At 65.0% G+C, this 25,799-nt stretch carries 17 protein-coding genes; 5 read left to right on the top strand and 12 right to left on the bottom strand.

The genetic code is table 11. The features are described from left to right. Positions 1 to 4 precede the first annotated feature (4 nt). The 3 genes from hutH to hutU all read left to right on the top strand — a co-directional run bounded on the left by hutH (position 5) and on the right by hutU (position 4,161). The gene (gene hutH / locus NYR97_RS17540; protein WP_425613003.1) at positions 5 to 1,543 is read left to right on the top strand and encodes a histidine ammonia-lyase; all 1,539 of its coding nucleotides are present in this window, start codon (positions 5 to 7) and stop codon (positions 1,541 to 1,543) included. 73 nt (positions 1,544 to 1,616) lie between these two features. Further along, positions 1,617 to 2,477, top strand: a complete 861-nt coding sequence (gene hutG, locus NYR97_RS17535) for an N-formylglutamate deformylase (protein ID WP_316694991.1) — start codon at positions 1,617 to 1,619, stop codon at positions 2,475 to 2,477. A 16-nt stretch (positions 2,478 to 2,493) separates the two neighbouring features. After that, entirely contained in the window at positions 2,494 to 4,161 is a 1,668-nt protein-coding gene (gene hutU, locus NYR97_RS17530) for a urocanate hydratase (RefSeq protein WP_316694990.1), read from the top strand. 241 nt (positions 4,162 to 4,402) lie between these two features. Here the strand turns inward: hutU and NYR97_RS17525 are convergent, their stop codons facing one another. After that, on the bottom strand, positions 4,403 to 5,614 hold the full coding sequence (locus NYR97_RS17525; protein ID WP_316694989.1) for a hypothetical protein: 1,212 nt from the start codon (positions 5,612 to 5,614) through the stop codon (positions 4,403 to 4,405). A gap of 113 nt (positions 5,615 to 5,727) precedes the next feature. On the opposite strand from NYR97_RS17525, the gene NYR97_RS17520 reads away from it, so the two are divergent. After that, positions 5,728 to 6,453, top strand: a complete 726-nt coding sequence (locus tag NYR97_RS17520; RefSeq protein ID WP_205391805.1) for a hypothetical protein — start codon at positions 5,728 to 5,730, stop codon at positions 6,451 to 6,453. A gap of 222 nt (positions 6,454 to 6,675) precedes the next feature. Here the strand turns inward: NYR97_RS17520 and NYR97_RS17515 are convergent, their stop codons facing one another. The 6 genes from NYR97_RS17515 to ligA all read right to left on the bottom strand — a co-directional run bounded on the left by NYR97_RS17515 (position 6,676) and on the right by ligA (position 18,250). Beyond that, positions 6,676 to 9,147: a membrane-bound PQQ-dependent dehydrogenase, glucose/quinate/shikimate family gene (locus NYR97_RS17515; RefSeq protein ID WP_316694988.1), complete on the bottom strand. Its 2,472-nt coding sequence runs from the start codon at positions 9,145 to 9,147 to the stop codon at positions 6,676 to 6,678. 195 nt (positions 9,148 to 9,342) lie between these two features. Further along, positions 9,343 to 12,054 carry a DNA gyrase subunit A gene (gyrA, locus tag NYR97_RS17510; protein ID WP_205391807.1) on the bottom strand — a complete coding sequence of 904 codons (2,712 nt, stop codon included), beginning with the start codon at positions 12,052 to 12,054 and terminating at the stop codon, positions 9,343 to 9,345. A gap of 211 nt (positions 12,055 to 12,265) precedes the next feature. Continuing rightward, the gene (mtnA, locus tag NYR97_RS17505) at positions 12,266 to 13,330 is read right to left on the bottom strand and encodes an S-methyl-5-thioribose-1-phosphate isomerase (RefSeq protein ID WP_316694987.1); all 1,065 of its coding nucleotides are present in this window, start codon (positions 13,328 to 13,330) and stop codon (positions 12,266 to 12,268) included. Between the two features lie 603 nt (positions 13,331 to 13,933). Continuing rightward, positions 13,934 to 14,620: a DUF3011 domain-containing protein gene (locus NYR97_RS17495; RefSeq protein ID WP_316694986.1), complete on the bottom strand. Its 687-nt coding sequence runs from the start codon at positions 14,618 to 14,620 to the stop codon at positions 13,934 to 13,936. A 169-nt stretch (positions 14,621 to 14,789) separates the two neighbouring features. After that, positions 14,790 to 15,752 carry an EF-P lysine aminoacylase EpmA gene (epmA, locus tag NYR97_RS17490; RefSeq protein WP_316694985.1) on the bottom strand — a complete coding sequence of 321 codons (963 nt, stop codon included), beginning with the start codon at positions 15,750 to 15,752 and terminating at the stop codon, positions 14,790 to 14,792. Next, positions 15,749 to 18,250, bottom strand: a complete 2,502-nt coding sequence (ligA, locus tag NYR97_RS17485) for an NAD-dependent DNA ligase LigA (protein ID WP_316694984.1) — start codon at positions 18,248 to 18,250, stop codon at positions 15,749 to 15,751. Before ligA ends, epmA begins: the two co-directional genes overlap by 4 nt. Positions 18,251 to 18,441: 191 nt before the next feature. Here ligA and NYR97_RS17480 point away from each other — a divergent pair, with 191 nt between their 5' ends. Next, positions 18,442 to 19,566 (top strand): pyridoxal phosphate-dependent aminotransferase, encoded by a 1,125-nt coding sequence (locus NYR97_RS17480; RefSeq protein WP_316694983.1) that lies wholly within the window; start codon positions 18,442 to 18,444, stop codon positions 19,564 to 19,566. Positions 19,567 to 19,748: 182 nt separating this feature from the next. On the opposite strand, the gene zipA is transcribed toward NYR97_RS17480, so the two are convergent. The 5 genes from zipA to rpsF form a co-directional block, all read right to left on the bottom strand. After that, complete coding sequence (zipA, locus tag NYR97_RS17475) at positions 19,749 to 20,480, bottom strand: cell division protein ZipA (protein WP_210761905.1); 732 nt, start codon at positions 20,478 to 20,480, stop codon at positions 19,749 to 19,751. A gap of 56 nt (positions 20,481 to 20,536) precedes the next feature. Further along, entirely contained in the window at positions 20,537 to 24,040 is a 3,504-nt protein-coding gene (gene smc, locus NYR97_RS17470; protein ID WP_316694982.1) for a chromosome segregation protein SMC, read from the bottom strand. A gap of 209 nt (positions 24,041 to 24,249) precedes the next feature. After that, a complete protein-coding gene (rplI, locus tag NYR97_RS17465; protein ID WP_006451584.1) occupies positions 24,250 to 24,699 on the bottom strand; it encodes a 50S ribosomal protein L9 in 450 nt (149 codons plus the stop codon). A 233-nt stretch (positions 24,700 to 24,932) separates the two neighbouring features. Beyond that, the gene (rpsR, locus tag NYR97_RS17460) at positions 24,933 to 25,163 is read right to left on the bottom strand and encodes a 30S ribosomal protein S18 (RefSeq protein WP_005991243.1); all 231 of its coding nucleotides are present in this window, start codon (positions 25,161 to 25,163) and stop codon (positions 24,933 to 24,935) included. Between the two features lie 11 nt (positions 25,164 to 25,174). Continuing rightward, positions 25,175 to 25,609 (bottom strand): 30S ribosomal protein S6, encoded by a 435-nt coding sequence (rpsF, locus tag NYR97_RS17455; RefSeq protein ID WP_006451585.1) that lies wholly within the window; start codon positions 25,607 to 25,609, stop codon positions 25,175 to 25,177. Between the last annotated feature and the right edge of the window lie 190 nt (positions 25,610 to 25,799).

Raw genomic sequence — 25,799 nt, 5'->3', positions numbered from 1 at the left:
CGTCATGAGTTCTGTTGTCTTGCAGCCCGGCCAGGTCACCCTGGCGCAATGGCGTGCGTTGTATCGCGGCGCCGAGGTCATGTTGGACGACGCCTGCGCGGCCGCCGTACTGCGCAGCGCGCAGACGGTGGAGGCCATCGTTGCGCGCGGCGAGCCGGTCTACGGCGTCAACACCGGCTTCGGCAAACTGGCCAGCGTGCGCATCGAGCGCGAGGACCTGCAGACCCTGCAACGCAATATCGTGCTGTCTCACGCGGCCGGTGTCGGCGAGCCCACACCCGTCCCGGTCGTGCGGCTGATGATGGCGCTCAAGCTCACCAGCCTGGCCCAAGGCGCCTCCGGCGTGCAGCCGCAGACGCTGGCGCTGCTGGACGCGATGCTGCGTCTGGGCATCACGCCGGTGGTGCCGTGCCAGGGCTCGGTCGGCGCCTCCGGCGATCTGGCGCCGCTGTCGCATCTGGCCGCAGTGATGATCGGCGTAGGCGAGGCCTTCGTCGGCGAGCAACGCTTACCTGCCGCCGAAGCGCTCGCACAGGCGCAGTTGCAGCCGCGCGTGCTGGGCGCGAAAGAAGGCCTGGCGCTGCTCAACGGCACCCAGTTTTCCACCGCCTGCGCATTGGCCGGTTTGTTCGAGATCGAAATCGTGCTGCAGGCCGCGCTGGTCACAGGCGCCTTGTCGGTGGAAGCGGCCAAGGGCTCGGATACGCCGTTCGACGCGCGCATCCATGCCCTGCGCGGGCAGCCTGGGCAGATTGCCACCGCTGCAGCGCTGCGCGCCTTGATGGCCGATTCGAGCATCCGCGAATCGCATCGGCTCGGCGATGTGCGCGTGCAGGATCCGTACTGCCTGCGCTGCCAGCCGCAGGTGATGGGCGCGGCGCTGGACATTATGCGTCAGGCCGCGCGCACGCTGGAGATCGAGGCCAATGGCGTCTCCGACAACCCGTTGGTCTTCAGCGATACCGGCGAGGCCTTGTCGGGCGGCAACTTCCACGCCGAGCCGGTCGCATTTGCCGCCGACATGCTGGCAATGGCGGTGTGCGAAATCGGCTCGATCAGCGAACGCCGTACCGCGATGCTGGTCGACCCGGCGTTGTCCGGCCTGCCGGCATTTCTCACCCCGCGCCCTGGCTTGAATTCGGGCTTCATGATTCCGCAGGTCACTGCTGCGGCCTTGGTGTCGGAGAACAAGCAACGCGCGTATCCGGCCAGTGTCGATTCGATTCCGACCTCGGCCAACCAGGAAGATCATGTGTCGATGGCTGCGCACGGCGCACGTCGCTTGTTGGCGATGGCCGAAAACGCCACGCACGTGATCGGCATCGAGTTGCTGGCTGCGGTGCAGGGCTGCGACTTCCATGCTCCACTACGCTCAAGCGCCGCACTGGAAGCCGCACGCGCACTGCTGCGCGCGCACGTACCCATGCTGCAGGACGACCGCTATTTCCATCCCGACATGCTGGCTGCCAGCGCGTTGGTACGCTCGGGCGCACTGGCGCGTGCGGTGGCGATGGCATTGCCGGGCGTGGAGCAGGACGCATGAATCGGCAGACCGACAAGACACGATCGCGCCATCAAGACGTCTGGGCGGTTGCACTGATGCAAGGCGCGCAACGATGAGCGCCCTGCCCTGGCTCGAAGTTCACCGCGGCGACGCTCCACTGATCCTCAGCTTCCCGCATACCGGTACCGAGCTCCCCGACGAGGTGGCCGATCGATTCGTGTCGCCGTGGCTGGCGCGCCGCGATGCCGATTGGTGGGTGCATCAGCTGTACGACTTCGCGCAATCGCTCGGTGCCACCACCGTGCGTACCGCGATCTCGCGCTCGGTGATCGACGTCAATCGCGACCCGAGCGGCGCATCGTTGTATCCAGGCCAGAACACCACCGGTCTGTGCCCGCTGACCACTTTCGACAATCAGCCGTTGTACGCAGACGGTGACGCACCTGATCAGGCGCAGATCGAGCTACGCCGCACGCGCTGGTTCGATCCTTATCACGCTGCGCTCGACACCGAGATTGTGCGACTGCGCGCGCAACACCCAAAGATCGTGGTCTATGACGCGCATTCGATCCGCTCGCATATCCCGCATCTGTTCGACGGCGAGTTGCCGCAGTTCAACATCGGCAGCAATGACGACCGCAGTTGCGATCCAGACCTGACCGATGCGGTGGAACGGCTGTGCCGCAGCAGTGGCTCCAGCACCGTGCGCAATGGGCGTTTCAAGGGCGGCTGGATCACCCGCCATTACGCGCAGCCCGAGCGCGGCGTGCATACGCTGCAGATGGAGCTGGCCTGCCGCGGTTACATGCGCGAGCCCGACGACATCACGCCAGACACCTGGCCCACGCCGTGGCATCCAGCGCACGCAGTGGCATTACGCGCCGTGCTGCGGCACGTGCTGCTGACCTGCCTGCACTTCGCCAACGCAACACACCCCTCCTCCGACACCGCGCCGCCTGCGGCGCACCGTTGATTGCAAGGAACCCGGCATGACCCGTCACGATGCAACCCGCGTCATCCGCGCCGCCACCGGCACCACGCTCACCGCCAAGAGCTGGCTCACCGAAGCGCCGCTGCGCATGCTGATGAACAATCTGGACCCGGACGTGGCCGAGCGCCCGCAGGAACTGGTGGTGTATGGCGGCATCGGCCGCGCAGCGCGCGATTGGGAATCCTTCGATGCGATCGTCGCCGCACTCACCCGCCTGGACGACGACCAGACCTTGCTGGTGCAATCGGGCAAGCCGGTCGGCGTGTTCCGCACGCACGCCGATGCGCCACGCGTGCTGATCGCCAACTCCAACCTGGTGCCGCGCTGGGCCAACTGGGACCACTTCAACGAACTCGATAAAAAAGGTCTGGCGATGTACGGCCAGATGACCGCCGGCAGTTGGATCTACATCGGCGCGCAAGGCATCGTACAAGGCACCTACGAAACCTTCGTGGAGATGGGCCGCCAGCATTACGCCGGCAACCTGGCCGGCAAGTGGTTGTTCACCGGCGGCCTCGGTGGCATGGGTGGCGCGCAGCCGCTGGCCGCGGTGATGGCCGGCGCCTCGTGCCTGGCGGTGGAATGCCGCCGTTCCAGCATCGACATGCGCCTGCGCACCGGTTATCTGGACACCTGGACCGACTCGCTGGACGAAGCGCTGCGCCTGATCGAGGAATCGTGCACGGCGAAGAAGCCGCTGTCGGTCGGCCTGCTCGGCAATGTCGCCGACGTACTGGACGAGTTGCTACTACGCGGGATCAAGCCGGACCTGTTGACCGACCAGACCTCCGCGCACGACCCAGTCAACGGCTACCTGCCGCAGGGCTGGAGCGTGGAAGAATGGGACGCAAAGCGCGTGAGCGCACCCAAGGAAGTGGAAGCCGCCGCGCGCGAGTCGATGGCCAGCCACATCCGCGCCATGCTCACCTTCCACGCGCTGGGCGTGCCCACCGTGGATTACGGCAACAACCTGCGCCAGATGGCACTGGAAGAAGGCGTCGACAACGCGTTCGACTTCCCCGGCTTCGTGCCCGCCTACATCCGGCCACTATTCTGTCGCGGCATCGGCCCGTTCCGCTGGGTCGCGCTCAGTGGCGATCCGGATGACATCGCCAAGACCGATGCCAAGGTCAAGGAACTCATTCCCGACGATGCGCATCTGCATCGCTGGCTCGACATGGCTGCCGAAAAGATCGCCTTTCAGGGCCTGCCTGCGCGCATCTGCTGGGTCGGTCTGGGCGACCGGCACCGGCTGGGTCTGGCCTTCAACGCGATGGTGCGCAGCGGCGAGTTGAAGGCGCCGGTGGTGATCGGCCGCGACCATCTCGATTCGGGCAGCGTCGCCTCGCCGAATCGCGAAACCGAGGCCATGGCCGATGGCTCCGATGCCGTCTCCGACTGGCCGCTGCTCAACGCCCTGCTCAACACCGCCAGCGGCGCCACCTGGGTGTCGCTGCACCACGGCGGCGGCGTCGGCATGGGCTTCTCGCAACACGCCGGCATGGTGATCGTCTGCGACGGCAGCGAAGCGGCCGACAAGCGGATCGAACGCGTGCTGTGGAACGACCCGGCCACCGGCGTGATGCGCCACGCCGATGCCGGCTATGCCATCGCCACCGATTGCGCGAAGGAAAAAGGGCTGGATTTGCCGGGGATTCTTGGCTGAGTTCGCTCGCCGACAGCGCCGTATACCGCACGCTGTCGGCAAGCTGTGTGCACTGCTCGCACATGCACACCGACCATCTTGATTGGTCCTTGCCCGCCCACCGTCGCGGGACCTTACGCGGCATGGATGCCGCGTAAGAGCTTACAAGGACGTACTTGCAGCGTGTCCCGCGATGGTGGGCGGGCAAGGGCCCCGCAGCCAAGCTGCAGATCAACCGTTCTACACTAATTTGTTAGCCGCTCTAATCGGCTTTGGTTTCCATCTCTGTCTGCTTGCAGGACGATGCAGCAGCCACCAGCAATGCGCCGTCATCGAGCAGCGGCGCTGCTCCAGTTGCCGGATAGGCGGCTGCGATCGCCTTCGCTGCACGATCTGCATCCGCCTGGATATACCACTGCGACGCCATCGGCAACGCACGTCCACGCACCGCATGTTCGAATCGATACTGCCCCCAGTAAATCGCCAATGGCTCTTCCAGCGCGTTGAGCGGGTTACGCAAGGCGGCCGCACTCGGACACAGCCGCAAGAAGTTGGCAGCGAGCATGCGTTTACGCGCGGATGGTTGCCCCGCAGACAAGTAATGACTCAACTCGTGCAACAGGATCGGCGTCCAGTCCATCGATGCCGTGCCGGTGGGCGCATCGTGCTGCGAATAGAGCAGCATCGTGCGTCCACGCACTTTGGCCTGGGTGGTATCCATGTCCGGCCACCACACGAATCGCGCCTCGAATACCGGAGGTTCCGGCACCGCAAAGAAATCACGCATCTGCGATGCCAACCGGGAAACGGCCGGGTTGGACAGCTCCTCTCTCAGCACGCGCCTCTGTTGCTCGAAACGGGGTGCAACTGCGATCAAACGGCTGGCACGCGGAACGAACCGCGCAAAATACGCACGCAACAGTCTCTGGTCATCTGCCGACTGCTCTGCAATGGCGGCATTGGCTGACGCCTCAAAGCCTGCGCTCCCCAGGAAATGCCGTGAGAACGGATCCGCCTCACGGGTGACGTCTGGCGCAAAGACTCGGTCGACCACCTTCAGATCGTCGTCTTTTGCCAGCCCCGAGGTGCGGCGGCGGAAATCCGCATAGGCGGCAAGCGCGGCAAGGTCCGCCTGATCCAGCCCCCCATGGGCTTCCATGTAGCTGCGATAGACGGGCACCGTAAAGCCCGGCAACCAATCCGACAGGTTATCCAGCAGGTTGAACAGATCCGTCGCTTCGCTGTAGCCCACCTGGACGTGCGTCGATGACGTCGATGACGGTGTGAGTGGCGCGGCCTGCGCAGTGGCGCACAGCAATATCCAGACCAGTGCGACTGCGCGCATGTTCCGCAGTTTGGTCGGCCAGCAACTCCATCTGCGCATGCGGAACTCCGGGCTGGCGAGTGCGTTGATTCGAGCATGCAGGGATACCGCTCGCAACGTGTCTTTCGTCAGGGGTGCGCGGACCTGCACGCTGGCGGCCTGCTTTGACGGCAAAACCACCGTAACCCGTCACATTCTCGACAATTGCCCTCAAGACTGCCGGGATCAGGCCGACAAGGTATGCAACGTTTCGAGGAGCCTCCATGGGCATCCTGATCTACCTGGTGCCTGCCTTCGCACTCTGGGCGCTCATCGCCACCGGGCTGGCGTTCGTGCGTGGCCGGCAACTGCGTGCCGAGTCCGGCCAGCTTGCCAGCACCCAGGACAGTCTTGCCCGCTACCAGGCTGCGCTGTCGCAATTGAAGGCACGCGCGGCCGCCAGCACGCTGGAGCTGGAATCGCTGCAGCGCAGCTACGCGGTGCTCAAACAGTCGCTGGAGCAGCAGGAACAGAACGCGGCCGAGCAACAGGCGACCACGGCCCAGGTGATTCCGATGGTGATGGTGCAGCAACTGGACATCGCCAATGAAATCGGCACCTTGTTTGCGCATGTGGCCCGCGTTGCACGCAGCCTGCGTCGCTATAGCGCTTACAGCCGCGGCCACAATGCCCCCGAACCGAACACCGCCCGCTACGACCTGCACTGGTTGGCGGACTGCTTGCACAGCTTCGACCAGATCGGCCATGCGCTGGTGCGCGGTAACGTCGCCGCTTTGATCACGGCCTGCCAGGACCTGCTGTCAATGTACGACCACTATCTCAAGGACGGTTCCGGCTACAACAGCCGCGATACCTTTCAGCGTCTGAGCAGCGATGTGCCGCTGTCCGATGCCACCGACGCCATCCGCTCGATCATCGTCAAGGCCACGCTGGCGCAGGACGCGCAGGATGCGGTGATGGAAGAAGCAGTTGCGGCGAATGTGGCTTGATTCGGGATTCGGGATTCGGGATTCGCAAGAGCGTGGGCGCGGTGTTCTGTTAGATCAACACGTAGATGCTTGGCTGTCTGACAGCGTATCGATGAGCATCGTTGGCTGAAACCTACATTGCGACACTCATAAAAAAAGCGCACCACTTACGGTGCGCTTTTTTGTTTCAAGCCTTGAAAACGGCTAACGAACTCTGGCGAGCAGGTCCGATAACGGCTCAAATCAAGGCATTTTCTGCGGCAACGCATACGCCACCACCGCATCGCCCGCGGGCGTTTCCATGAAGTGGTGGCCGCCGGCCATGATCACCAGATACTCGCGGCCGCCGTAGGCATACACCATCGGGTTGGCCTGACCACCGGCCGGCAACTTGGCGTGCCACAGCTCCTTGCCGGTAGACAGATCGATGGCGCGGATCAGGTCGTCGGTGGCTGCGGCAATGAAGATCAATCCGCTTGCCGTCACTACCGAGCCGCCGTTGTTCGGCGTGCCGATCTCGATCGGCAACCCCGAGCGGATACCGAACGGCCCATTGCCGCGCGCACTGCCGAACGGGCGATCCCATAGTGTCTTGCCGCTGGCCAGATCGATCGCGCGGATGCCGCCATAAGGAGGCTCCTTGCACAGCAACTTGGTGAACGGCAAACGCCAGCCGGCATTGACGTTGATCGCATATGGCGTGCCGGCCTGCGGATCGCCCGCACCTTCCGCACCGCCCGCATCGCCACGCACTTCGTCGCGCGGTGCCCAGCCCAGTTTGTCGGCCTTGGCGCGCGGCACCAACAGGTTGTAGTTGGGCATGTCGTTGTAGTTGGCCACGATCACCCCGCGCCGCGGATCCACCGCCACGCTGCCCCAATCCGAACCGCCGTTGTAGCCGGGATATTCGATCGAATGGCGGTCGGCTTCCGGCGGCGTGTAGATGCCCTTGTAGCTGGCCTTGCGGAACTGGATGCGGCACACCAGCTGATCGATCGGCGTCATCCCCCACATGTCGCGCTCGGTCAGATCCGGCTTGCGTAGCGTGTGATACAGCGAGAACGGCTGCGTCCTGGCGCGCATCTGCGGCTCCACACCGCCACCGGGCACTGCACGTTCTTCCACGCCCACCAGCGGCTTGCCGGTACGCCGATCCAGCACGTACAACTCGCCCTGCTTGCTCGGCAGCAACACCGCCGGCACGTTGACCCCGTCCTTGGGGAAATCGATCAGGCTCGGCTGCGAACCCAGATCGTAATCCCAGGCATCGATATGCGTGGTCTGGAAATTCCACACCGGCTTGCCGGTGGTGACATCCAGCGCCACCAGCGAGGTCGCATAGCGATTCTCCTGCGGCGTACGCGAACTGCTCCAGTAATCGGCGGTGGAATTGCCCATCGGCAGATACACATAGCCCAGCTGTTCGTCGGCTGCGGCCGTGGTCCACATGTTTGGCGTGCCCCGCGTCCAGCTCTGGCCCGGCGGCGGTGCGCCGTTCCAGTCCGGATGGGTCATGTCCCAGGCCCAGCGCAGCTTGCCGGTCACCGCGTCGAAACCTTCGATCACACCGGACGGCTCGTAACGCTTCTGCCCGTCCAGCACCTGATGCCCGGTGACCACCACCCCGCGCACGATCGCCGGTGGCGAATTGATCGACACATAGCCCGGCGGGGTCTCGCCCATCCCCAGGGTGATATCGACCTGGCCGTTGTTGCCGAAGTCCGCGCATGGGGTGCCGCTGCGTGCATCCAGCGCGATCAGGCGACCATCCAGCGTGCCTTCGATAATGCGCGTGCGGCATAGCGGAGATGCATCTGCAGCCACCGCTGCATCGTTGGCTGCCGCCGGCACCTGGTAATACGACACACCACGGCAGGCGGCCGTATACGGAATCGCCTCGTCCTTGACCTTGGGATCGTAGCGCCAACGCTCTCTACCACTGGATGCATCCAGCGCGATCACCTGATTGCGCGCAGTGCACACATACAGGCTGTCGCCCACTTTCAACGGCGTGGTTTCCGCGCCCCAGCGCTTGCTTGGCAGATCGCCGGTGTGGAAGAGCCAGGCCTGCTTCAACTGCGCAACGTTATCGCGATTGATCTGCTGCAGCGGCGAATAACGCAGCCCGGCCTGGCTGCGTCCATACGCGGCCCAGTCGTCATCGGCAGGCGCATTTGCCGGCTGTGCGCCAGAGGACGCAAGCGACGCTGGAACGGTGCGATTAACCAGGCTCGCGGCAACGCCGGCCGCATGCGCCAACGCGCCATCGGCCTCGGTCACCCCAAACGGCACGAACGCCAGCGCGAAGGCCACCACAAACACCGCCGCCAGTACGCCGGCCACGCTGCGCGACAACGCGCGCGACACCGGGCGCTCCAACTTGGGCAGCAACAGCGCCAGCACGAATGCCAGGCCGACGATCAGGCCCGCACGCGGCACCCAACGCCAGTAATCGCTGCCCGACTCCCACCATGTCAACAACAACGACGCCACGACCACTGCAGCAAACCACCACGCGCCCGCATTGCGACCGCGAAACAGCAGCACGCCGGCAACCAGCATGGCCGCGCCCGCAGGCGCGTAGTACCAGGAGCCGCCCAGCGCGGCCAACCACACGCCGCCTGCAAGCAGCACAGCGCCGAGCACTCCAATCACGCCTCCCAATGTCGCCAGCGCCCAATGGCCGCGACGGGAAGGACGATGCACGATCGTCATCAGTTGTTCCTCTTCGATTCTGCGGCGACGCAACGCCGCCGCACCGTCAACCACCTTCGACCCGCAACGGTGAAAGAGCCGCGTTCTTTGCGGCCCACGTCGAAAAACACTGCGTTGCAGATGTCACCGCGTGCAATAAAAAACGCCGGCTGTGCGCCGGCGTTTTTCTTCAACTGCGTTACTCGCTAAGCGCGATCACGCTTCGGTCGGCGGCAACTCGCTGGTGCTTGCAGCCGGTGCGACGGCTGCATCGTCCACCACGTCTTCCACTTCATCCAGCGACGCATCCAGACGTTCCACCGCCTGCAGCTTTTCGCCCTTGGACAAGCGGATCAGCGTGACGCCCTGCGTGTTGCGACCCACGCGCGAGATCTCCGAACCGCGGGTGCGCACCAGCGTACCGCCGTCGGAAATCAGCAGCACTTCGTCGGTGCCGCCCAGCAGCACCGCACGCACCAACTTGCCGTTGCGCTCGGTGGTCTGGATGCCGATCACGCCCTGCGTGCCGCGTCCCTTGCGCGGATACTCGGCCAGCGGGGTGCGCTTGCCATAGCCGTTCTCGGTGGCGGTCAGGATATAGGCCATGTCGTCGCTCTCGGCAACGTCGATAACCGCTGCATCGGCAACGTCCGTGCTCTCCACGACGTCCTCTACGCTCTCTTCCTCGACATCGCTTTCGACGCCCGCAGCACGCTCGGCCACGATCAGGCTGACCACCTCTTCGCCCTTGGTCAGACGGATACCGCGCACGCCGGTGGCGGTACGGCCCATCGAACGCACCGTGGATTCGCCGAAGCGCACGGTCTTGCCGTTGGAGGCGAACAACAGCACGTCGCGGTCGCCATCGGTCAAGGCCACGCCGACCAGCGCATCGCCCTCATCGAGGTTGATGGCGATCTTGCCGCGCGCCAGGCGGAACGCGAATTCGCTCAGCGGAGTCTTCTTGACCGTGCCGTTGCGGGTGGCGAAGAACACATAGCGGTTATCGGCGTATTCGCGCACCGGCAGCACCGCCTGCACGCGCTCGCCCGGTTCCAGCGGAATCCAGTTGATGATCGGACGGCCGCGCGCATTGGAGCCGGCCTCCGGCAACTGATACACCGGCAGCCAGAACACCTTGCCGCTACTGGTGAACGTGAGCAGCGTGTCGTGCGTGTTGACCAGCCACAGCTGATCGATGAAGTCCTCTTCCTTGGTCGCTGCGGCAGAACGACCACGGCCGCCACGGCGCTGCGCACGATACGCGCTCACCGGCTGGCGCTTGGCATAACCGGCGTGCGACAGCGTCACCACCACGTCTTCCGGCGAAATCAGATCGAGAATATCCAGATCTTCTTCGCTGTGACGGATTTCGGTGCGGCGTTCGTCGCCGTACTCTTCGCGGATATTGATCAGCTCGTCGCGGATCACCTGCAGCAGCACGTCGGGATTTTCCAGGATGCGGATCAGGCCCTGGATGACCTCGAGCAACTGCTTGTACTCGTCGGTCAGCTTTTCCTGCTCCAACCCGGTCAGGCGATGCAGACGCATTTCCAGGATCTGCGAGGCCTGCACTTCGGTCAGCTGGTAAAAGCCCTTGATCAGGCCCACGCCCGGCGGCAGATCTTCCGGCTTGGAGGCTTCGGCACCGGCTGCGCCCAGCAAGGCGCCGACCAACCCCGGTTCCCAGGTCTTGGCCAGCATGCGCTCGCGCGCTTCCTGTGGATTGGCCGAGGTCTTGATCAGCTCGATCATCTCGTCGATGTTGGCCAACGCGACGGTCAAGCCTTCCAGCACGTGCGCACGCGCACGCGCCTTGCGCAGTTCAAAGATGGTGCGGCGGGTGACCACTTCGCGGCGGTGGCGGATGAACGCCTGCAGCATCTGCTTGAGGTTCATCAACTGCGGGCGGCCGTCGATCAGCGCCACCATGTTGATGCCGAACACCGACTCCATCTGGGTCTGCTGATACAGGTTGTTGAGCACAACCTCGGCCGACTCGCCGCGCTTGACCTCGATGTAGATGCGCATGCCGTCCTTGTCGGACTCGTCGCGCAGCTCGCTGATGCCTTCGAGCTTCTTTTCCTTGACCAGCTCGGCGATCTTTTCGATCAACCGCGCCTTGTTCACCTGATACGGGATCTCGGTGACGATGATCGCTTCACGGCCGTTGTCGGCCACTTCCACGTCGGCCTTGGCGCGCATACGCACGCGGCCACGGCCGGTGCGGTAACCGGCAGCGATGCCGGCGGTGCCGTTGATGATGCCGGCGGTGGGGAAATCCGGGCCCGGGATGTACTCCATCAGGCCTTCGACATCCAGCTCCGGCGTGTCGATCAAGGCGATGCAGGCGTTGATCGCTTCGGTCAGATTGTGCGGCGGGATATTGGTGGCCATGCCCACCGCGATACCGGCCGAGCCGTTGACCAGCAGGCTCGGGAACCGGGTCGGCATGACCGTCGGTTCCAGTTCCTTTTCGTCGTAATTGGGCTGGAAATCGACGGTTTCCTTGTCGATGTCGGCCATCAGCTCATGCGCCAGCCGCGACATGCGCGACTCGGTGTAACGCATCGCCGCGGCGGAGTCGCCATCGACCGAACCGAAGTTACCCTGGCCGTCGACCATCATGTAGCGCAGCGAGAATGGCTGCGCCATGCGCACCAATGTGTCGTATACCGACTGGTCGCCGTGCGGGTGGTACTTACCGATGACGTCGCCGACGATACGCGCCGACTTGAAGTACGCCTTGTTGCTGTGCGCGCCCAGCACGTGCATGGCATACAGCACGCGGCGATGCACAGGTTTGAGGCCATCACGGGCATCGGGGAGTGCGCGGCCCACGATCACGCTCATCGCGTAATCGAGATAGCTCTTGCGCATCTCGTCTTCCAGATTGACCTGGATGATTTCCTTGGCGGTTTCTGCCATTCGGGTTCCGTAATTTTGAGGTGGCGGGCGAGCCGGAAAGCCGCGTCGGGAGCACCCTGTAACAGGCTGCCGGCCCCACGCTCCCGCCGATCGATTCAAGCCCCGGATTGTACCACGAAGGGGCAGCCCGATGCCGCCGGTTTACCAGCCAGAAACAAGCACTTGCGCGGCGTTTGCGCGGTGTTGGCAGCGTTATCGCGCCGCGCCCGGCTCAGGCGCCGAATGCGGCCTGCATCTGCGCCAGGTCGGGCTGCGCAATCACCCCGCGCTCGGTGACGATGGCATCGATCAAGCTGCCGGGGGTGACGTCGAACACCGGGTTCCAGGCATGGATGCCATCGGCCACCGTTCTGACCCCGCCCACCCCGAACAATTCGCCCGGGTCGCGCTGCTCGATCTCGATCTGCTCGCCGCTGGCGGTGGCCATATCCACCGTGGACGACGGCGCCACCACCATGAACTTGACGCCGTGGTGGCGCGCAGCGATGGCCAGCTGATAGGTGCCGATCTTGTTGGCGGTGTCGCCATTGGCGCAGATGCGGTCGGCGCCGACGATCACCCATTGCACCAGGCCGGATTTCATCAGGTGCGAGGCGGCCGAATCGGCGATCAAGGTCGCGTCGATGCCGTCCTGCTGCAGCTCCCACACGGTCAGGCGCGCGCCCTGCAACCACGGCCGGGTCTCGCCGGCAAACACCTTGGCGATGCGCTGCTGCGCCATGCCGGCGCGGATCACGCCCAGCGCCGTGCCGAAACCGGCGGTGGCCAGCGAGCCGGTATTGCAGTGGGTCAGCACGCCGCTGCCCGGCGCGATCAGCGCAGCGCCGAGTGCGCCCATGTGCCGATTGGCGGCCAGATCTTCATCGGCGATGGCCTGCGCCTCGCGCGCGATCACCGCGCGCCAGTCGGCGCCGGCAGCGCCCAGCACGCGACGCATGCGCATCAGCGCCCAGGCCAGATTGACCGCGGTCGGACGCGCGGCATTGAGCCGCAACAGCGCCGGTTCGAGCTTCTGCAATGCCGCGCTGCCGTCATCGGCCTCGATCTCGCGCGCCGCCAACACCACGCCCCACCCGGCCGCAATCCCGATCGCCGGCGCGCCGCGCACCGCCAGCGAATGGATCGCCTCGGCCACCGCGTCGCTGCTCTCGCAACGCACATGCTCCACCACGAAGGGCAGCCTGCGTTGGTCGAGCAATTCCAGGGCGTCGCCGGTCCACAGCAGTGGGCGGATGTGGTCGTAGCGGGCGTAATCGATGTGGGCGCTGTCGTTCATGGCGCTATTGTAAGGCGCGCGGGCAGCCCAGTCAGTGGACCTGCCGTGCTCAGCCTGGGGTTAGCGCAACAATGCCTCAAGCGCGTGCTAGGCGAAGGTATTTAGAGCGGCTAAAAAACCTAGCGAGTAGTTTGGATGCAGTCAAAAGCCTGGTTGGTCGAGTGCGCGGTGCCCTCGCCGCTCGCGGGACACGCCGTGAATCCGTCCGTGGAGGCTCGGTGGCGGCATCCATGCCGCCACACGGTCCCGCAATCGGCGAGGGCACCGCACCAGGAAGTTTGCCGATTGCTTTGTTGAAACCTGCCCATCGATCGCGTTGCGCTGTGAAGCTGATCCGTCGCGGTGTTATCCAGACAACACACCATGCCTTGCTTGCAACCATGCGTAACGACCATCTCCACTGGTCCTTGCCCGCCCACCGTCGCGGGACCTTACGCGGCATGGATGCCGCGTAAGAGCCTACACGGACGTACTTGCGGCGTGTCCCGCGAGGGTGGGCGGGCAAGGGCCCTGCAGCCAAACCGCAGATCAGCCGCCCTGTGCAGCGAAAGCCAAGATCCACCGCTCTGCAATAGACCAATACGCAGCAGGTTCGTCAGCCGCTCAGTCGACGATGAACTCGGCACGGCAGCCGTCGTTCACCCACACCCCATCGCGGCTCCAGCCCCAGGTCTGGCCTTCCACGCATTCTTTTTTGGAGATCTGCCGGCCCACGCGCACCTGGCGCTCCACCGACACCCCACAGGTGCGGCGCGAGCTCTTCTTCGATTCGCAGGTGATCATGCGCGGCACGGCCACAAAGCCGGAACCATCTTCGGCACCGACTTCGAACTCGCCATCGCAACCGCGTGACACCCAGATTTCGTTACGGCGGGTGCCCCAGGTGCGGCCCTCCTTGCACGGCCACATCGAGCGTTGACGCAACAAGCGCACTGGCGCACCGCGCAGGATCACCGGGCAGGCCACTTTGCCGCCGTTGGAATCGCAGCGCACCACGCGGCGCATCTGCGGGGAGGCTGGCACGCGTGCGGAGGCAAACTCCGCACGGCAGCCCTGCTCGACCCACACGCCGTCGCGTTCCACATCCCACTCGCTGCCGCGGATACAACTGGTTTCGGACAACTGGCGCACCAGTTGCACGCCGTGTTCGGTATCCATCGCACAGTGCGTTCGCGCCATGTCCTTGGACTCGCAACGCACCACGCCGGAGGCGCGATCCGAGGCACGCGCGTCGACGAGCATCAGCAGCGGCAAGCACCACAAACCGCATAAGCTGACCAGCCACTTCATGCCGACACTCCTCACCCAAACACACTCTGCGCCGCGCCCCCGTGGACGTGAGGATGAGAGCATCATCGATGTGAAGAAAGCAATACGGTGCCGATGACAACTGGATGGCACTTCGTGCCTGCGATACGCCATGGAGTCGGCGGCACAGCCAGAGCAGGCTGCGCCGGCGCTAGGCGCGGGCAAACTCGAACGCCAGCACATCCGCTATCTGCGCGGTGCCACGCAAGGCCATCAACAAGCGGTCGACACCGACCGCCACACCGGCGCAATCGGGTAGCTGCGACAACACCGCGAGCAGGCGTTCATCCAATGGCAATTGCTGCACCCCGCGCGCGGCACGCACCGCGTTGTCGCGCAGGAAACGTGCACGTTGCTCCTGCGCATCGTTGAGCTCGTGATACCCGTTGGCCACCTCGTAAGCGCCCAGGTACAGCTCAAAGCGCTCGGCCACCGGCGGACTGTCGTTGCGGATGCGCGCCAATGCGCATTGGCTGGCCGGCCAGTCGTGCACCACGGTCAAGGTGTCGCTGGCAAAGCTGGGTTGGATGCAATGGGTGATCAGCAGATCCAGCCAGTCGTCGCGGGTCAGGCCGTGCGGATCGATGGCGATGTCGTGCAACGGCGCGCGTAGCGTTTCGATGGAATCGAGCAACGGGTCGATACCCAACGTCTGCACGAAGAGGTCGCGATAGCTCAGCACCTGCACGCGCGCTTGGCGCTGGACCAACGCAAGCGCCTGCTGCACCAACGCGATGGTCTCCTGCGCCAAGGCACGATCGTCCCAGCCCACCCGGTACCACTCGAGCATGCTGAACTCGGGATTGTGGCGGCCGCCGGCTTCGCCATTGCGGAACACCCGCCCCAGCTCGTAGCAATCGCCCACGCCGGCCGCAAGCAGACGCTTGAGCGGATATTCCGGCGAGGTGCGCAGCCAACGTACCGCTGCGCCGGCATCCACATGGCCGCTGAAGCGCGTGCTGAAACTGTCGATATTCGGCTCGGTGTTGCCGGCTTCCGAGAGCACCGGCGTTTCCACTTCCAGCACGCCGCGCTCGGCGAAGAACGCGCGGATCAGCGCATTGAGCCGCGCGCGCAACTGCAGCGCGGCCAGATCGATCTGCGCCGCGCTCATGGTCGCTGGCCGTGCTCGCCGAGAAACGCCAGCAGCCGCGCTTCGTCCCAGATCTCCACGCCCAGCGACTGCGCCTTGTCGAGCTTGGAACCGGCTTCTTCGCCAGCCACCAGAAACGCGGTTTTCTTGGAGACGCTGCCGGCGACTTTCGCGCCCAACGCTTCCAGGCGCTGCTTGGCGGCATCGCGCGTCAATGCGGCCAAGGTGCCGGTGATGACCACGGTCTGGCCGTCGAGCGGGCCGATCGGCAGCGCATCGGCTTCGGGCAGGCGCGAGAGCACCGTTTCCATCGCCTGTTGCGCGGCGCTGGCCAACGCCGCGTTTTCCGGCCGCTCCAGCCACTGCTGCACCGAGGCGACGACCGCCGCAGGCACGCCGGCCTGCAGCAAGGCATCGGCACCGGCGCTGCGCAACGCATCGAACGAGGCCACCGCGGCGGCCAGTTGCTGCGCACGCACCGGCGTCACCTTGGGGATATCCATGTCTTCCAGCACGCTGGCAAAACTCAGCGCGTCGCGCAGCTTGGGCGAAGGCGGATGTGCATCGCCGATACGCACGCCACGTTGCAGCAGATCGTCGATGGCCTGCTGATTGCCGGGCTGATCCAGGAAGTGCCCGAGCGAGCGCGCCACCTCGCCACCGATATCGGGCACGCGCTTGAACAGCGGCCACGGCAGGTGGCGGATCAACTCCAGCTCACCGAACCATGCCGACAACGCCTTGGCCGTACTTTCGCCGACATGCTCGATGCCCAACGCAAACAGGAAACGTTCGAGCGTGGTGTCGCGCGATTTTTCAATCGCCTCGATCAGGTTTTCCGCCCATTTGGTGGCGATCTTCTTGCGGTTCCAGTCGAACGCCGGCAGACCTGCACGCAACAGATCGGCCTGCCAGGTCTGCGGCACCTCGCGCTCGCCGGCCGGATCCACACCGATGCTCACCATCGTCTTTTCCAGCTGCGCATATGCGCCGGTGGCCAGATGCTCGCGCGCCTCGCGCAAAAACGCGTGCGGACTTTCGGCGGTGCTGATCAGACGCAACTGCAGCAGCTGATCGACGCTGAGCAGATACAGATCGGCCACGCCCTGCACCACGCCGCTGTCGACCAGCACCTCGATGAATTTTTCGCCCAGGCCATCGACATCCATTGCGCGGCGCGAGACGAAATGCCGGAACGCTTCCTTGCGCTGCGCCGGGCAGGTCAGCTCGCCGGAGCAACGCCACACCGCCTCGCCCTCCTCGCGCACGATCTCCGAGCCGCATACCGGGCATTGCGTGGGCATCTGCCATGGCTGGGTGCCGGGCGGCCGTTGATCGGCAACCACGCCGGCCACTTCCGGAATCACATCGCCGGCGCGCCGCACGATCACCGTATCGCCCACGCGCACATCCAGACGCGCGATCTGGTCGGCGTTGTGCAGCGTGGCGTTGGTGACGATCACCCCAGCCACGTGCACCGGTTTCAGCCGCGCCACCGGCGTGGCCGCACCGGTACGGCCGATCTGGATCTCGATCGCCTCCACCGTGGTGGACTGCTCCTGCGCCGGGAACTTGTGCGCGATCGCCCAGCGCGGCGCGCGCGAGACAAACCCCATCTCGCGCTGCCCGGCCAGATCGTCGAGCTTGTAGACCACGCCATCGATATCGAATGGCAATCTATCGCGCGCCTCACCAATGCGTTGGTAATACGCCAACAGCCCGTCGCTGCCCTGCACTACCTCGACCAGGGCGCTGACCGGAAAACCCCATTCGCGCAGCTGCGCCAGGATCGCCGAATGGGTCTGCGGCAACGCACCTTCGCTCACTTCGCCCACGCCATACGCATAGAAACTCAGCGGGCGTTGCGCGGTGATGCGCGCATCCAGCTGCCGCAGCGAACCGGCGGCGCCGTTGCGCGGGTTGGCCAATACCTTGCCGCCATGCAGGCGCATCTGCGCGTTGTAGCTTTCGAATGCGGCGCGCGGCATATACACCTCGCCGCGCACTTCCAGAATTTGTGGCCACCCTTCGCCGCGCAGACGTAGCGGAATCGCCTTGACGGTGCGCAGATTGGCGCTGACATCCTCGCCGGTGGCGCCGTCGCCACGCGTGGCGCCCTGCACGAACTCGCCGTTTTCGTAGCGCAGGCTGATCGCCAGACCATCGAGCTTGGGCTCGGCAGAAAACAGCGGATGCTTGACCTCGAGCCGCTCGCTGATGCGCCGCACGAATTCGGCCACTTCTTCATCGCTGAAGGCATTGCCCAGCGACAACATCGGCAAGGCATGCCGCACTTCGGCAAAGCGCGAGGCAGCAAGATGGCCGACGCGCTGGGTTGGCGAATCGGCACTGGCCAGCTGCGGGTGCGCGGCCTCCAACGCCTCCAGTTCGCGCATCAGGCGGTCGTAGTCGACGTCGGCCATCTGCGGCTCGTCGAGCACGTGATAACGGTAGTTGGCGTCCTCGAGACGATGACGCAGGGCGTCGATACGCTGCGCGGGATCCGGGCTGACAGTCATACGATCGCTGGGCTGGCTTGAGGGGCCGTCTATTCTAACGGGCCGTGCCGATGCGCAAGAGCTGGCCCGGCCACTGCCGCGACCACGCAGCCGCCGTCGATAGCAAGCCCTACGGGTATTTCCCGATAGGCAGACAAGCACAAACCCGATAGCGTGGCGCCCTCTGCCGCCCACCCGTCTGGAGTTCACCCGTGTCGTTGCCCGTCTCGCGCCGTTCGTTTCTCAGCCTCGCCAGCGTTGGCGTGGCGGTGTCCGCATTGGGACTGGCACCTGCGGCAGAGGCAGCCCGCAAGCGCGCAGCCGCAGCGGCAACGCCCAGCGTGGCGCCGGCCGCCGGTGCGGTGTATCTCAACCTCAACGAGCATCCGCTCGGGCCGGCGCCGGCCGCGCTGGATGCCGCAACACGCTCGCTGGCGCGTTCGGGCCGCTACCTGTTCGAGATGGAGCAGGACCTGCGCAATCTGATGACCGGCGAATTGCAGCTGCCGGGCGACCATCTGGCGTTGTTTCCCGGTTCCAGGGATGCATTGAATCGTGCCGGCAGCTTGTTCACCTCGGCCCGTGCCGGGCTGGTAGTGGCCGATCCGAGCTTCGATCCGATCGTCGACAGCGCAAACGCGCGCGGCGTGCCGGTACGCAAGGTGCCGCTGCGGGCCGATGGCGCGCACGACGTCAAGGCGATGGCCAAGGCCGACCCCACCGCCGGCCTGATCTACCTGTGCAATCCCGGCAACGCCACCGGCAGCATCACTCCGCGCGCAGAGATCGAGTGGCTGCTGGCCAACAAGCCGGCCAGCGCGGTGCTGGTGGTCGACGAGGCGTATATCCATTACAGCAACGAGACGTCGGTGGCCGATCTGGTGCGCCAGCGTCAGGACCTGATCGTGCTGCGCAGCTTCTCCAAGCTCTACGGCATGGCCGGCCTGCGCCTGGGCGCCGCGCTGGCACCGCCGGGGCTGCAGACCAAGCTCGCCAGCCTGGGCAGCAACCCGTTGCCGGTCCCGGCAATGGCCGCCGGCATCGCCAGCCTGCGCGACCCGCAATTGGTGCAGACCCGGCGCGCGGAAAATGCGCGCGTGCGCGACGACACCATCGCCTGGCTCAAGACAAAGGGCTACACCTGCATGCCCACGCAGGCCAACTGCTTCCTGCTCGACGTCAAGCGCGACGCCGGCGTGTTCGCCGATTCGATGCAGAAACAGGGCGTCATCGTCGGCCGCAGCTGGCCGATCTGGCCCAAGCGCGTGCGCGTAAGCGTCGGCACCGAGCCGGAGATGCTGCGGTTTCGCGAAGCGTTTGCCAAGGCGAAGCGTTGAGCGCTAAGCACTGACTGGCCATCCCTTCTCCCCTCGGGAGAAGGTGCCACGAAGGGGCGGATGAGGGTGCGAGCGAAGCCTCGTGCAGTTGGAACCACACCAGGGCTTCGCGCCGCACCCTCACCCCAACCCCTCTCCCGCAGGAGAGGGGCTTTGATTCCCTCTCCTGCGGAAGAGAGGAATCACCAGCGCGGCGACTTGGTCAGCGGCGGCGCCTGATGCTGGCGATCGTAGGCGCGCAGCTCGTCGCGGATATGCGCAACGCGTTGGCGGCCCAGCGCATTGCGGCTGTCGTCCAGCACCACGCCATCGAGCAGTTCGGCCATGCGCTGCACGGTCGGCAGCATTTTTTCCCAGGCATCCAGCGCAGTCATCGGCGCCGGCAATGTGAGGAAAAACGCAATCGCCGGGGTCTGCATCTCGCGGATGTTGGCCATGTCAAAACTGCCGGGCTTGAGGATGCTGGCCATGCTGAAGATCGGCCCGCGCTCCGGGTGCCCCTCAACCAACCGGTGGAAGACATTCATGTGGCCGAACACCAACCCGGTCTTCTCGGCCGCCACCACCACGTCTTCGCCACGCAGCACCTGCCCGGCCTTGGCCGCGACGAACAGCGAGACGATCTTGTCGAAGTCCTGATTGGGACGCTTGCCGACATCGTTGCCGCCGGCCGCATCTGCATCGTCCAGATTGAGTTCGCTCTGCTCGGCGCCTTCAGTGCGCTCGAACCGGTCGCCCTCCACGCCCGGCGCGCCGGAAATCACCGGCTCGCGGCGTTCGCGCGGCTGCCCGTCGTCCTTGTCGACCCGGCGCCCTTGCGGCGATTTCTTCGGGCGACCAAACAGGAAGATGGCCGCGACCAGCAGCAGTCCAGCGATCAGGATCCCGATCCGGATCATGGCCATGTCGGACATTCAGCGTGCCTCCGCATAAGAGTGACAGGTGTCGATATTCCAACAAGCATGGCACGTCATGCCGCACCCGCCAAACGTGCGGCTTCTTCCAGGTCTACGCTGACCAGACGGCTGACGCCCGGCTCGCGCATGGTCACGCCGGAGAGCTGACGCGCGGCCTCCATCGTCGCCTTGTTGTGGCTGACGAACAGGAACTGCACTTTCTCGCTCATTTCCCGCACCATGTTGGCCAGGCGGCCGACATTGGCTTCGTCCAGCGGCGCGTCGACCTCGTCGAGCAGGCAGAACGGCGCGGGATTGAGCTGGAAGATCGCAAACACCAGCGCCACCGCGGTCATCGCCTTTTCGCCACCGGACAGCAGCGAGATGCTGGACACGCGCTTGCCCGGCGGGCGCGCCATGATGGTCACGCCGGTGTCGAGCAAATCTTCGCCAGTAAGTTCCAGATAGGCATGCCCGCCGCCGAACAGCCGCGGATACAGTGCCTGCACGCCGGAATTGACGCGGTCGAAGGTGTCCTTGAAGCGGCCGCGGGTTTCGCGGTCGATCTTGCGGATCGCCTCTTCCAGGGTTTCCAGCGCGGTGTTGAGATCCAGGTTCTGCGCATCGAGATATTCCGAGCGTTGCGCCGCTTCGCCGTATTCCTGGATCGCGGCCAGATTGACCGGTTCCAGCCGCCGCATGCGCCCATCGATCTGGCCGACCGCCGCTTCCCACTCGGCCAGATTGGCCGATTCGGGCAAGCCGTTGACCACGTCTTCGAGCACGAAGCCGGCCTTCACCACCGCAGCCTCCAACTGTTCGGCGCTGAGCACCAGGGCTTGCTGATCGAGCTTGCGCTGGGAGATGCGCTCGCGCTGGCCCAGGGCCTGTTCGTCGCGCTGCTGACGGGTCTGTTCGTAGCTGCGCAGTTCGCCATCGACGCTGTCGAGCATGGTGCGTGCTTCGCTCAGTACGCGCTCGGTGCGCACACGCTCGCTCAAGGCGGCCTGATGCTCGTGCTCCAGCGTTTCCACCGGCGAATCGCCTTCGCTGAGCTGGGCGACCAGGTCTTCCAGACGCGTATCGAGCTGGCCGCGCTGGCTGTCCATGCGCTCCAGCGTCTGGCTGAGCGAGGTGATTTGCGTGCGTTGCGATTCCAGCGTGAGTGCCAATGCGTGCATCGCATCGCGCACGCCACGTGCGGCATCGCGGGCCTGGTCGCGTGCATCGGTGAGCTGACGGCGTTCGTTTTCCAGAGCCGCACGGGTGCCCTGCAGATCGCCCATGAGGGTCACCGCGTCTTCGAGTTTGGCGCGCGCTTCGCGTGCCTGCTCACGACTGGTGTCCAGCGTTTCCAGCAGCTGCGACAACTCGTTTTCGATGCGTTCGATGCGCGTGCGTGCGGCATCGACCTTGCCTTGCTGACTCTGCAACTGACCGGCCAGCTCGGAGACGCTGCGATGCGCCATGTACAACTGACGCTGCGCATCTTCGCGCTGTTGTTCGGCCGCCAGCAGCTGCTCGCGGAAGCCGCCCAGGCGCTGCTCAAGGTCGGCTTCGCGCTCCTGCAAGGTTTCGATCTGGGCGCGCAGCTCCTGAATCTCGCGCTCGCGCAACAACGCGCCCTGCTTGGCGGCGCCGGAACGCGACACGCGCACCCAGCCCTCGCCCAGCCGCTCGCCGCTGCGGGTGATGACCGAATCGCCCTCGGGCAGGCTGCGCTGCAGCGTGCGTGCCGCATCCAGATCTTCGGCCGCGTGCAGGCGCGCGAGCAGGCGACGGATCGCGATCGGCCCCTGCACCTTGGCCGCCAGCGAGGTCGGTGCGAAGGTGGCGTTGTCGCTGGCATTGGACACCAGCGCGATGCGGCCGTCGCCCAACTCGCCCAGCGCGTCGACCAGCTGCTCCGGCGCATCCACCAGCACGCCTTCGATCAATTGCCCCAACGCACCTTCGACCGCATTTTCCCAGCCGCTTTCGACCGTGATGCGTTCGCCGACGCGCGCGGCCGAATCCAGCCCACGCGATTTGAGCCATGCCACCGCCGCGCCCTGCTCCTGACCGAGCGCGGCCTGCTGCAGGGTTTCCAGCGACGACAGCCGGCCACGCGCGGCCTGCGCCTGCTTGCGCACCTCGGCCAGTTCGCCCTGGCTGGCCCGCTGCTGTTCCTGCAGCCCGCCGAGCGCGTGCTTGCGCGCTTCGACCTGCTCGGTCAGCCCGTCCAGCGAGGTCTTCTGCGTTTCATGCCGTAGCTCGATCTGCTCGAACGCTTCTGCCAGCGCATCCAGATCCAGTCCGGCGCGCTCGTTGACCAGTGCTTCGCGGCGGCGGTCGGCTTCCAGCGACTGGCGATCGAGATAATCGACACGCGTGCGCTCCACTTCGCCGGCGCGCGAGGCTTCGCCGGTGTCGCGGTTATGGGTTTCCCAGCGCTGCTGCCAGTCGGCCAGGCGCGCTTCGGCTTCGCGTAGCGACTCCTGGCGGAATTCGTGATCTTCGCGCAGTTGTTCCAGTTGCGGTTCGGCCGCGTCGACCGCCTCGCGCAACACCGCCAACCTGGCCGAGTCGCCGCTGATGTGCTGGGTCAGTTCCTGCAGCTGGCTCTGCGCCTCATCGCGCGCCTTGTGCAGGCGATGCGAGAGTTCGCGCTGATGCTGGATCTGCTGCTCGATGCGCGCCAACGCACCACCGACCTGATACACATCGGCCTGCGCCTTGGCCACCGCTTCGGCGGCTTCCTCGCGACGCGCGCGCCCGGTTTCGATCCGCGCCTCGGCATCGCGCTGTTCGGCGATCAGCTGCTGCAGCCGGGTCTCTTCCTGGTTCAACTTCTCGCGCAGGCCCTGCAGCCGCCCATCCAGGCCACGGTATTCCAGCGCCTTCCACTCGGCGTCCTTGATCCGGCGCTCTTCCTGCAAGGCCTGGTACTGCTCGGCCTGGCGCGCCTGGCGCTGCAGATGCGCCAGTTGCTTGGTGATCTCTTCGCGCAGGTCGCCCAGGCGATCGAGATTCTCGCGGGTATGCCGGATGCGCGTTTCGGTTTCCTTGCGGCGCTCCTTGTACTTGGAAATGCCGGCGGCTTCTTCCAGGTACACGCGCAGGTCTTCCGGGCGCGCCTCGATGATCTGGCTGATCATGCCCTGCTCGATGATCGAGTAGCTGCGCGGGCCAAGACCTGTGCCCAGGAACAGGTCGGTGATGTCGCGGCGCCGGCACTTGGTGCCGTTGAGGTAGTAGGCGCTGTTGCCGTCGCGGCTGACCAGGCGCTTGACCGAGATCTCGTTGAACGAGGCGAACTCGCCGGTGATGGTGTGATCGGAGTTGTCGAAGATCAGCTCCACCGTCGCCTGCGACACCGGCTTGCGCGCCGAGGAACCGGAGAAGATCACGTCGGTCAGCGAGTCGCCGCGCAGGCGGCTGGCCGAGCTTTCGCCCATCACCCAGCGCACCGCATCGATGATGTTGGACTTGCCGCAACCATTGGGGCCGACGATGCCGGTCATGTTGGTGGGCAGATGCAACGTGGTCGGGTCGACGAACGACTTGAAACCGGACAGTTTGATCGTGGACAGGCGCATGGGACTGGAGGTTCCGGGCACCGCGCGGGCGAAGCCGGCAGGCGCTTTTTCCTGTGAAGCCAGTCCCTAAACCCTTGATCCACAAGATCGGCAGGCCGTGGAACCGGCAATGGAGCATGAGTATAACGGGCCGGCCAGCGCTGGCGGCGGCGCCATAAAGACGAAGGGCGCCTAACAAGGCGCCCTTCGGGTACAGCGTGCGGCGTGGATCAGGCGTCGGATTCGACGATGACCTTGACCGAGGTTTCCACATCGGCGTGCAGGTGCAGCACAACGTCGTACTCGCCGACGTTGCGGAATGCGCCTTCGCCCAGGATCACTTCGCTCTTTTCCAGCGGCAGGCCGGCGGCGGTGAACGCCTCGGCGATGTCGCGGGGGCCGACCGAGCCGTACAGCTTGCCTTCGGTGGACGCATGCGCACCGATGGTGACGCTGGCACCTTCGAACTTGGTGGCGCGGCTCTGTGCATCGGCCAGAATGCTGTTGGCCTTGGCTTCGTAATCGGCACGCTTGGTTTCGAACGCTTCGACGTTGGCAGCGGTGGCCGGCACGGCCTTGCCCTGCGGCACGAGGAAATTGCGGCCGTAACCCGGCTTGACGCTGACCTTGTCGCCCAGGTTGCCCAGGTTGGTCACTTTCTGCAGAAGAATCAGATCCATGGTGGTGCTCCGTTATTCGTTAGCGCCGGCGCTTTGGCCTACGCAACGTTTGCTGTCCGAAAAGACGGGGATTCGGGAATCGGGATTTGGGAATCGCAAGAGCACGATCAACACCGCATCTCGAATGACCGGCCTCTATATTTTAATAACCCGCACATGGATGTGCGGGCTCTTGTGAGGGACTCACACAAAACCGTGCGGGCTATGTGCGGGACTCACATCAACGACCGCGATTAAACGTCGTGATTGTCCGTGTACGGAATCAGCGCCAGGAAACGCGAGCGCTTGACGGCCGTTGCCAGCTGACGCTGGTACTTGGACTTGGTACCGGTCACGCGGCTCGGCACGATCTTGCCGTTCTCGGTGAGGTACTGACGCAGGGTGTTGAGATCCTTGTAATCGATCTCCTTGACGCCCTCGGCGGTGAACTTGCAGAACTTGCGACGACGGAAGAACTTGGACATGACAGCGCTCCTTAAGCGGCTTCGGCGTTGTCGCCGTCGGTATCGGTGGCGGCAGGTGCAGCATCGCCCTCATCGTCATCGCGACGACGACGCTCGCTACGCTCGGGCTTGTCGCCCTTCTCGTCCTTGCTCTTCATGATCAGCGACTGCTCGGTGTCCGGGCCATCGCGCTTGACGACCAGGTGACGCAGCACCGCATCGTTGAAGCGGAAGCTTTCCACCAGCTCGCTCAGCACGGCCTGGTCGACTTCGATGTTGAGCAGCACGTAGTGCGCCTTCACCAGGTTCTGGATCGGGTAGGCCAGCTGACGACGACCCCAGTCTTCCAGACGGTGGATGGTGCCGTTACCGCCCTCGATCAGCGACTTGTAGCGCTCGATCATGGCCGGGACCTGCTCGCTCTGGTCCGGATGGACCAGGAACACAACTTCGTAATGACGACTCATGTTGTTTTACCTTTCGGATGTGGCCACGTGGGCCGGACAGCTCCCCGGTGAACCGCGCAAGGCGGCCGGTGGAGCAAGGGTTCCCGCCCGGAACCGGGTAGGAAGCAGGAAAGTATGGCAGTTCAGGCGCTTAGCCGCAACCGGCTGTGCCGGCGGCCAAGCATACGAATGTGATGTCTGCGCAGTGACG

The sequence above is a fragment of the Xanthomonas hydrangeae genome, assembly GCF_032697525.1.
Taxonomy (GTDB): Bacteria; Pseudomonadota; Gammaproteobacteria; order Xanthomonadales; family Xanthomonadaceae; genus Xanthomonas; species Xanthomonas hydrangeae.
The sequence above is the reverse complement of the archived record's forward strand: the minus strand, read 5'-3'. Positions and strand labels throughout refer to the sequence as shown.

Coding starts and splice junctions, on each gene's coding strand:
- hutH (WP_425613003.1), top strand. CDS start 5: ATGAGTTCTGTTGTCTTGCAGCCCGGCCAGGTCACCCTGGCGCAATGG.
- hutG (WP_316694991.1), top strand. CDS start 1,617: ATGAGCGCCCTGCCCTGGCTCGAAGTTCACCGCGGCGACGCTCCACTG.
- hutU (WP_316694990.1), top strand. CDS start 2,494: ATGACCCGTCACGATGCAACCCGCGTCATCCGCGCCGCCACCGGCACC.
- NYR97_RS17520 (WP_205391805.1), top strand. CDS start 5,728: ATGGGCATCCTGATCTACCTGGTGCCTGCCTTCGCACTCTGGGCGCTC.
- NYR97_RS17515 (WP_316694988.1), bottom strand. CDS start 9,147: ATGACGATCGTGCATCGTCCTTCCCGTCGCGGCCATTGGGCGCTGGCG.
- gyrA (WP_205391807.1), bottom strand. CDS start 12,054: ATGGCAGAAACCGCCAAGGAAATCATCCAGGTCAATCTGGAAGACGAG.
- mtnA (WP_316694987.1), bottom strand. CDS start 13,330: ATGAACGACAGCGCCCACATCGATTACGCCCGCTACGACCACATCCGC.
- NYR97_RS17495 (WP_316694986.1), bottom strand. CDS start 14,620: ATGAAGTGGCTGGTCAGCTTATGCGGTTTGTGGTGCTTGCCGCTGCTG.
- epmA (WP_316694985.1), bottom strand. CDS start 15,752: ATGAGCGCGGCGCAGATCGATCTGGCCGCGCTGCAGTTGCGCGCGCGG.
- ligA (WP_316694984.1), bottom strand. CDS start 18,250: ATGACTGTCAGCCCGGATCCCGCGCAGCGTATCGACGCCCTGCGTCAT.
- zipA (WP_210761905.1), bottom strand. CDS start 20,480: ATGTCCGACATGGCCATGATCCGGATCGGGATCCTGATCGCTGGACTG.
- smc (WP_316694982.1), bottom strand. CDS start 24,040: ATGCGCCTGTCCACGATCAAACTGTCCGGTTTCAAGTCGTTCGTCGAC.
- rplI (WP_006451584.1), bottom strand. CDS start 24,699: ATGGATCTGATTCTTCTGCAGAAAGTGACCAACCTGGGCAACCTGGGC.
- rpsR (WP_005991243.1), bottom strand. CDS start 25,163: ATGTCCAAGTTCTTCCGTCGTCGCAAGTTCTGCAAGTTCACCGCCGAG.
- rpsF (WP_006451585.1), bottom strand. CDS start 25,609: ATGAGTCGTCATTACGAAGTTGTGTTCCTGGTCCATCCGGACCAGAGC.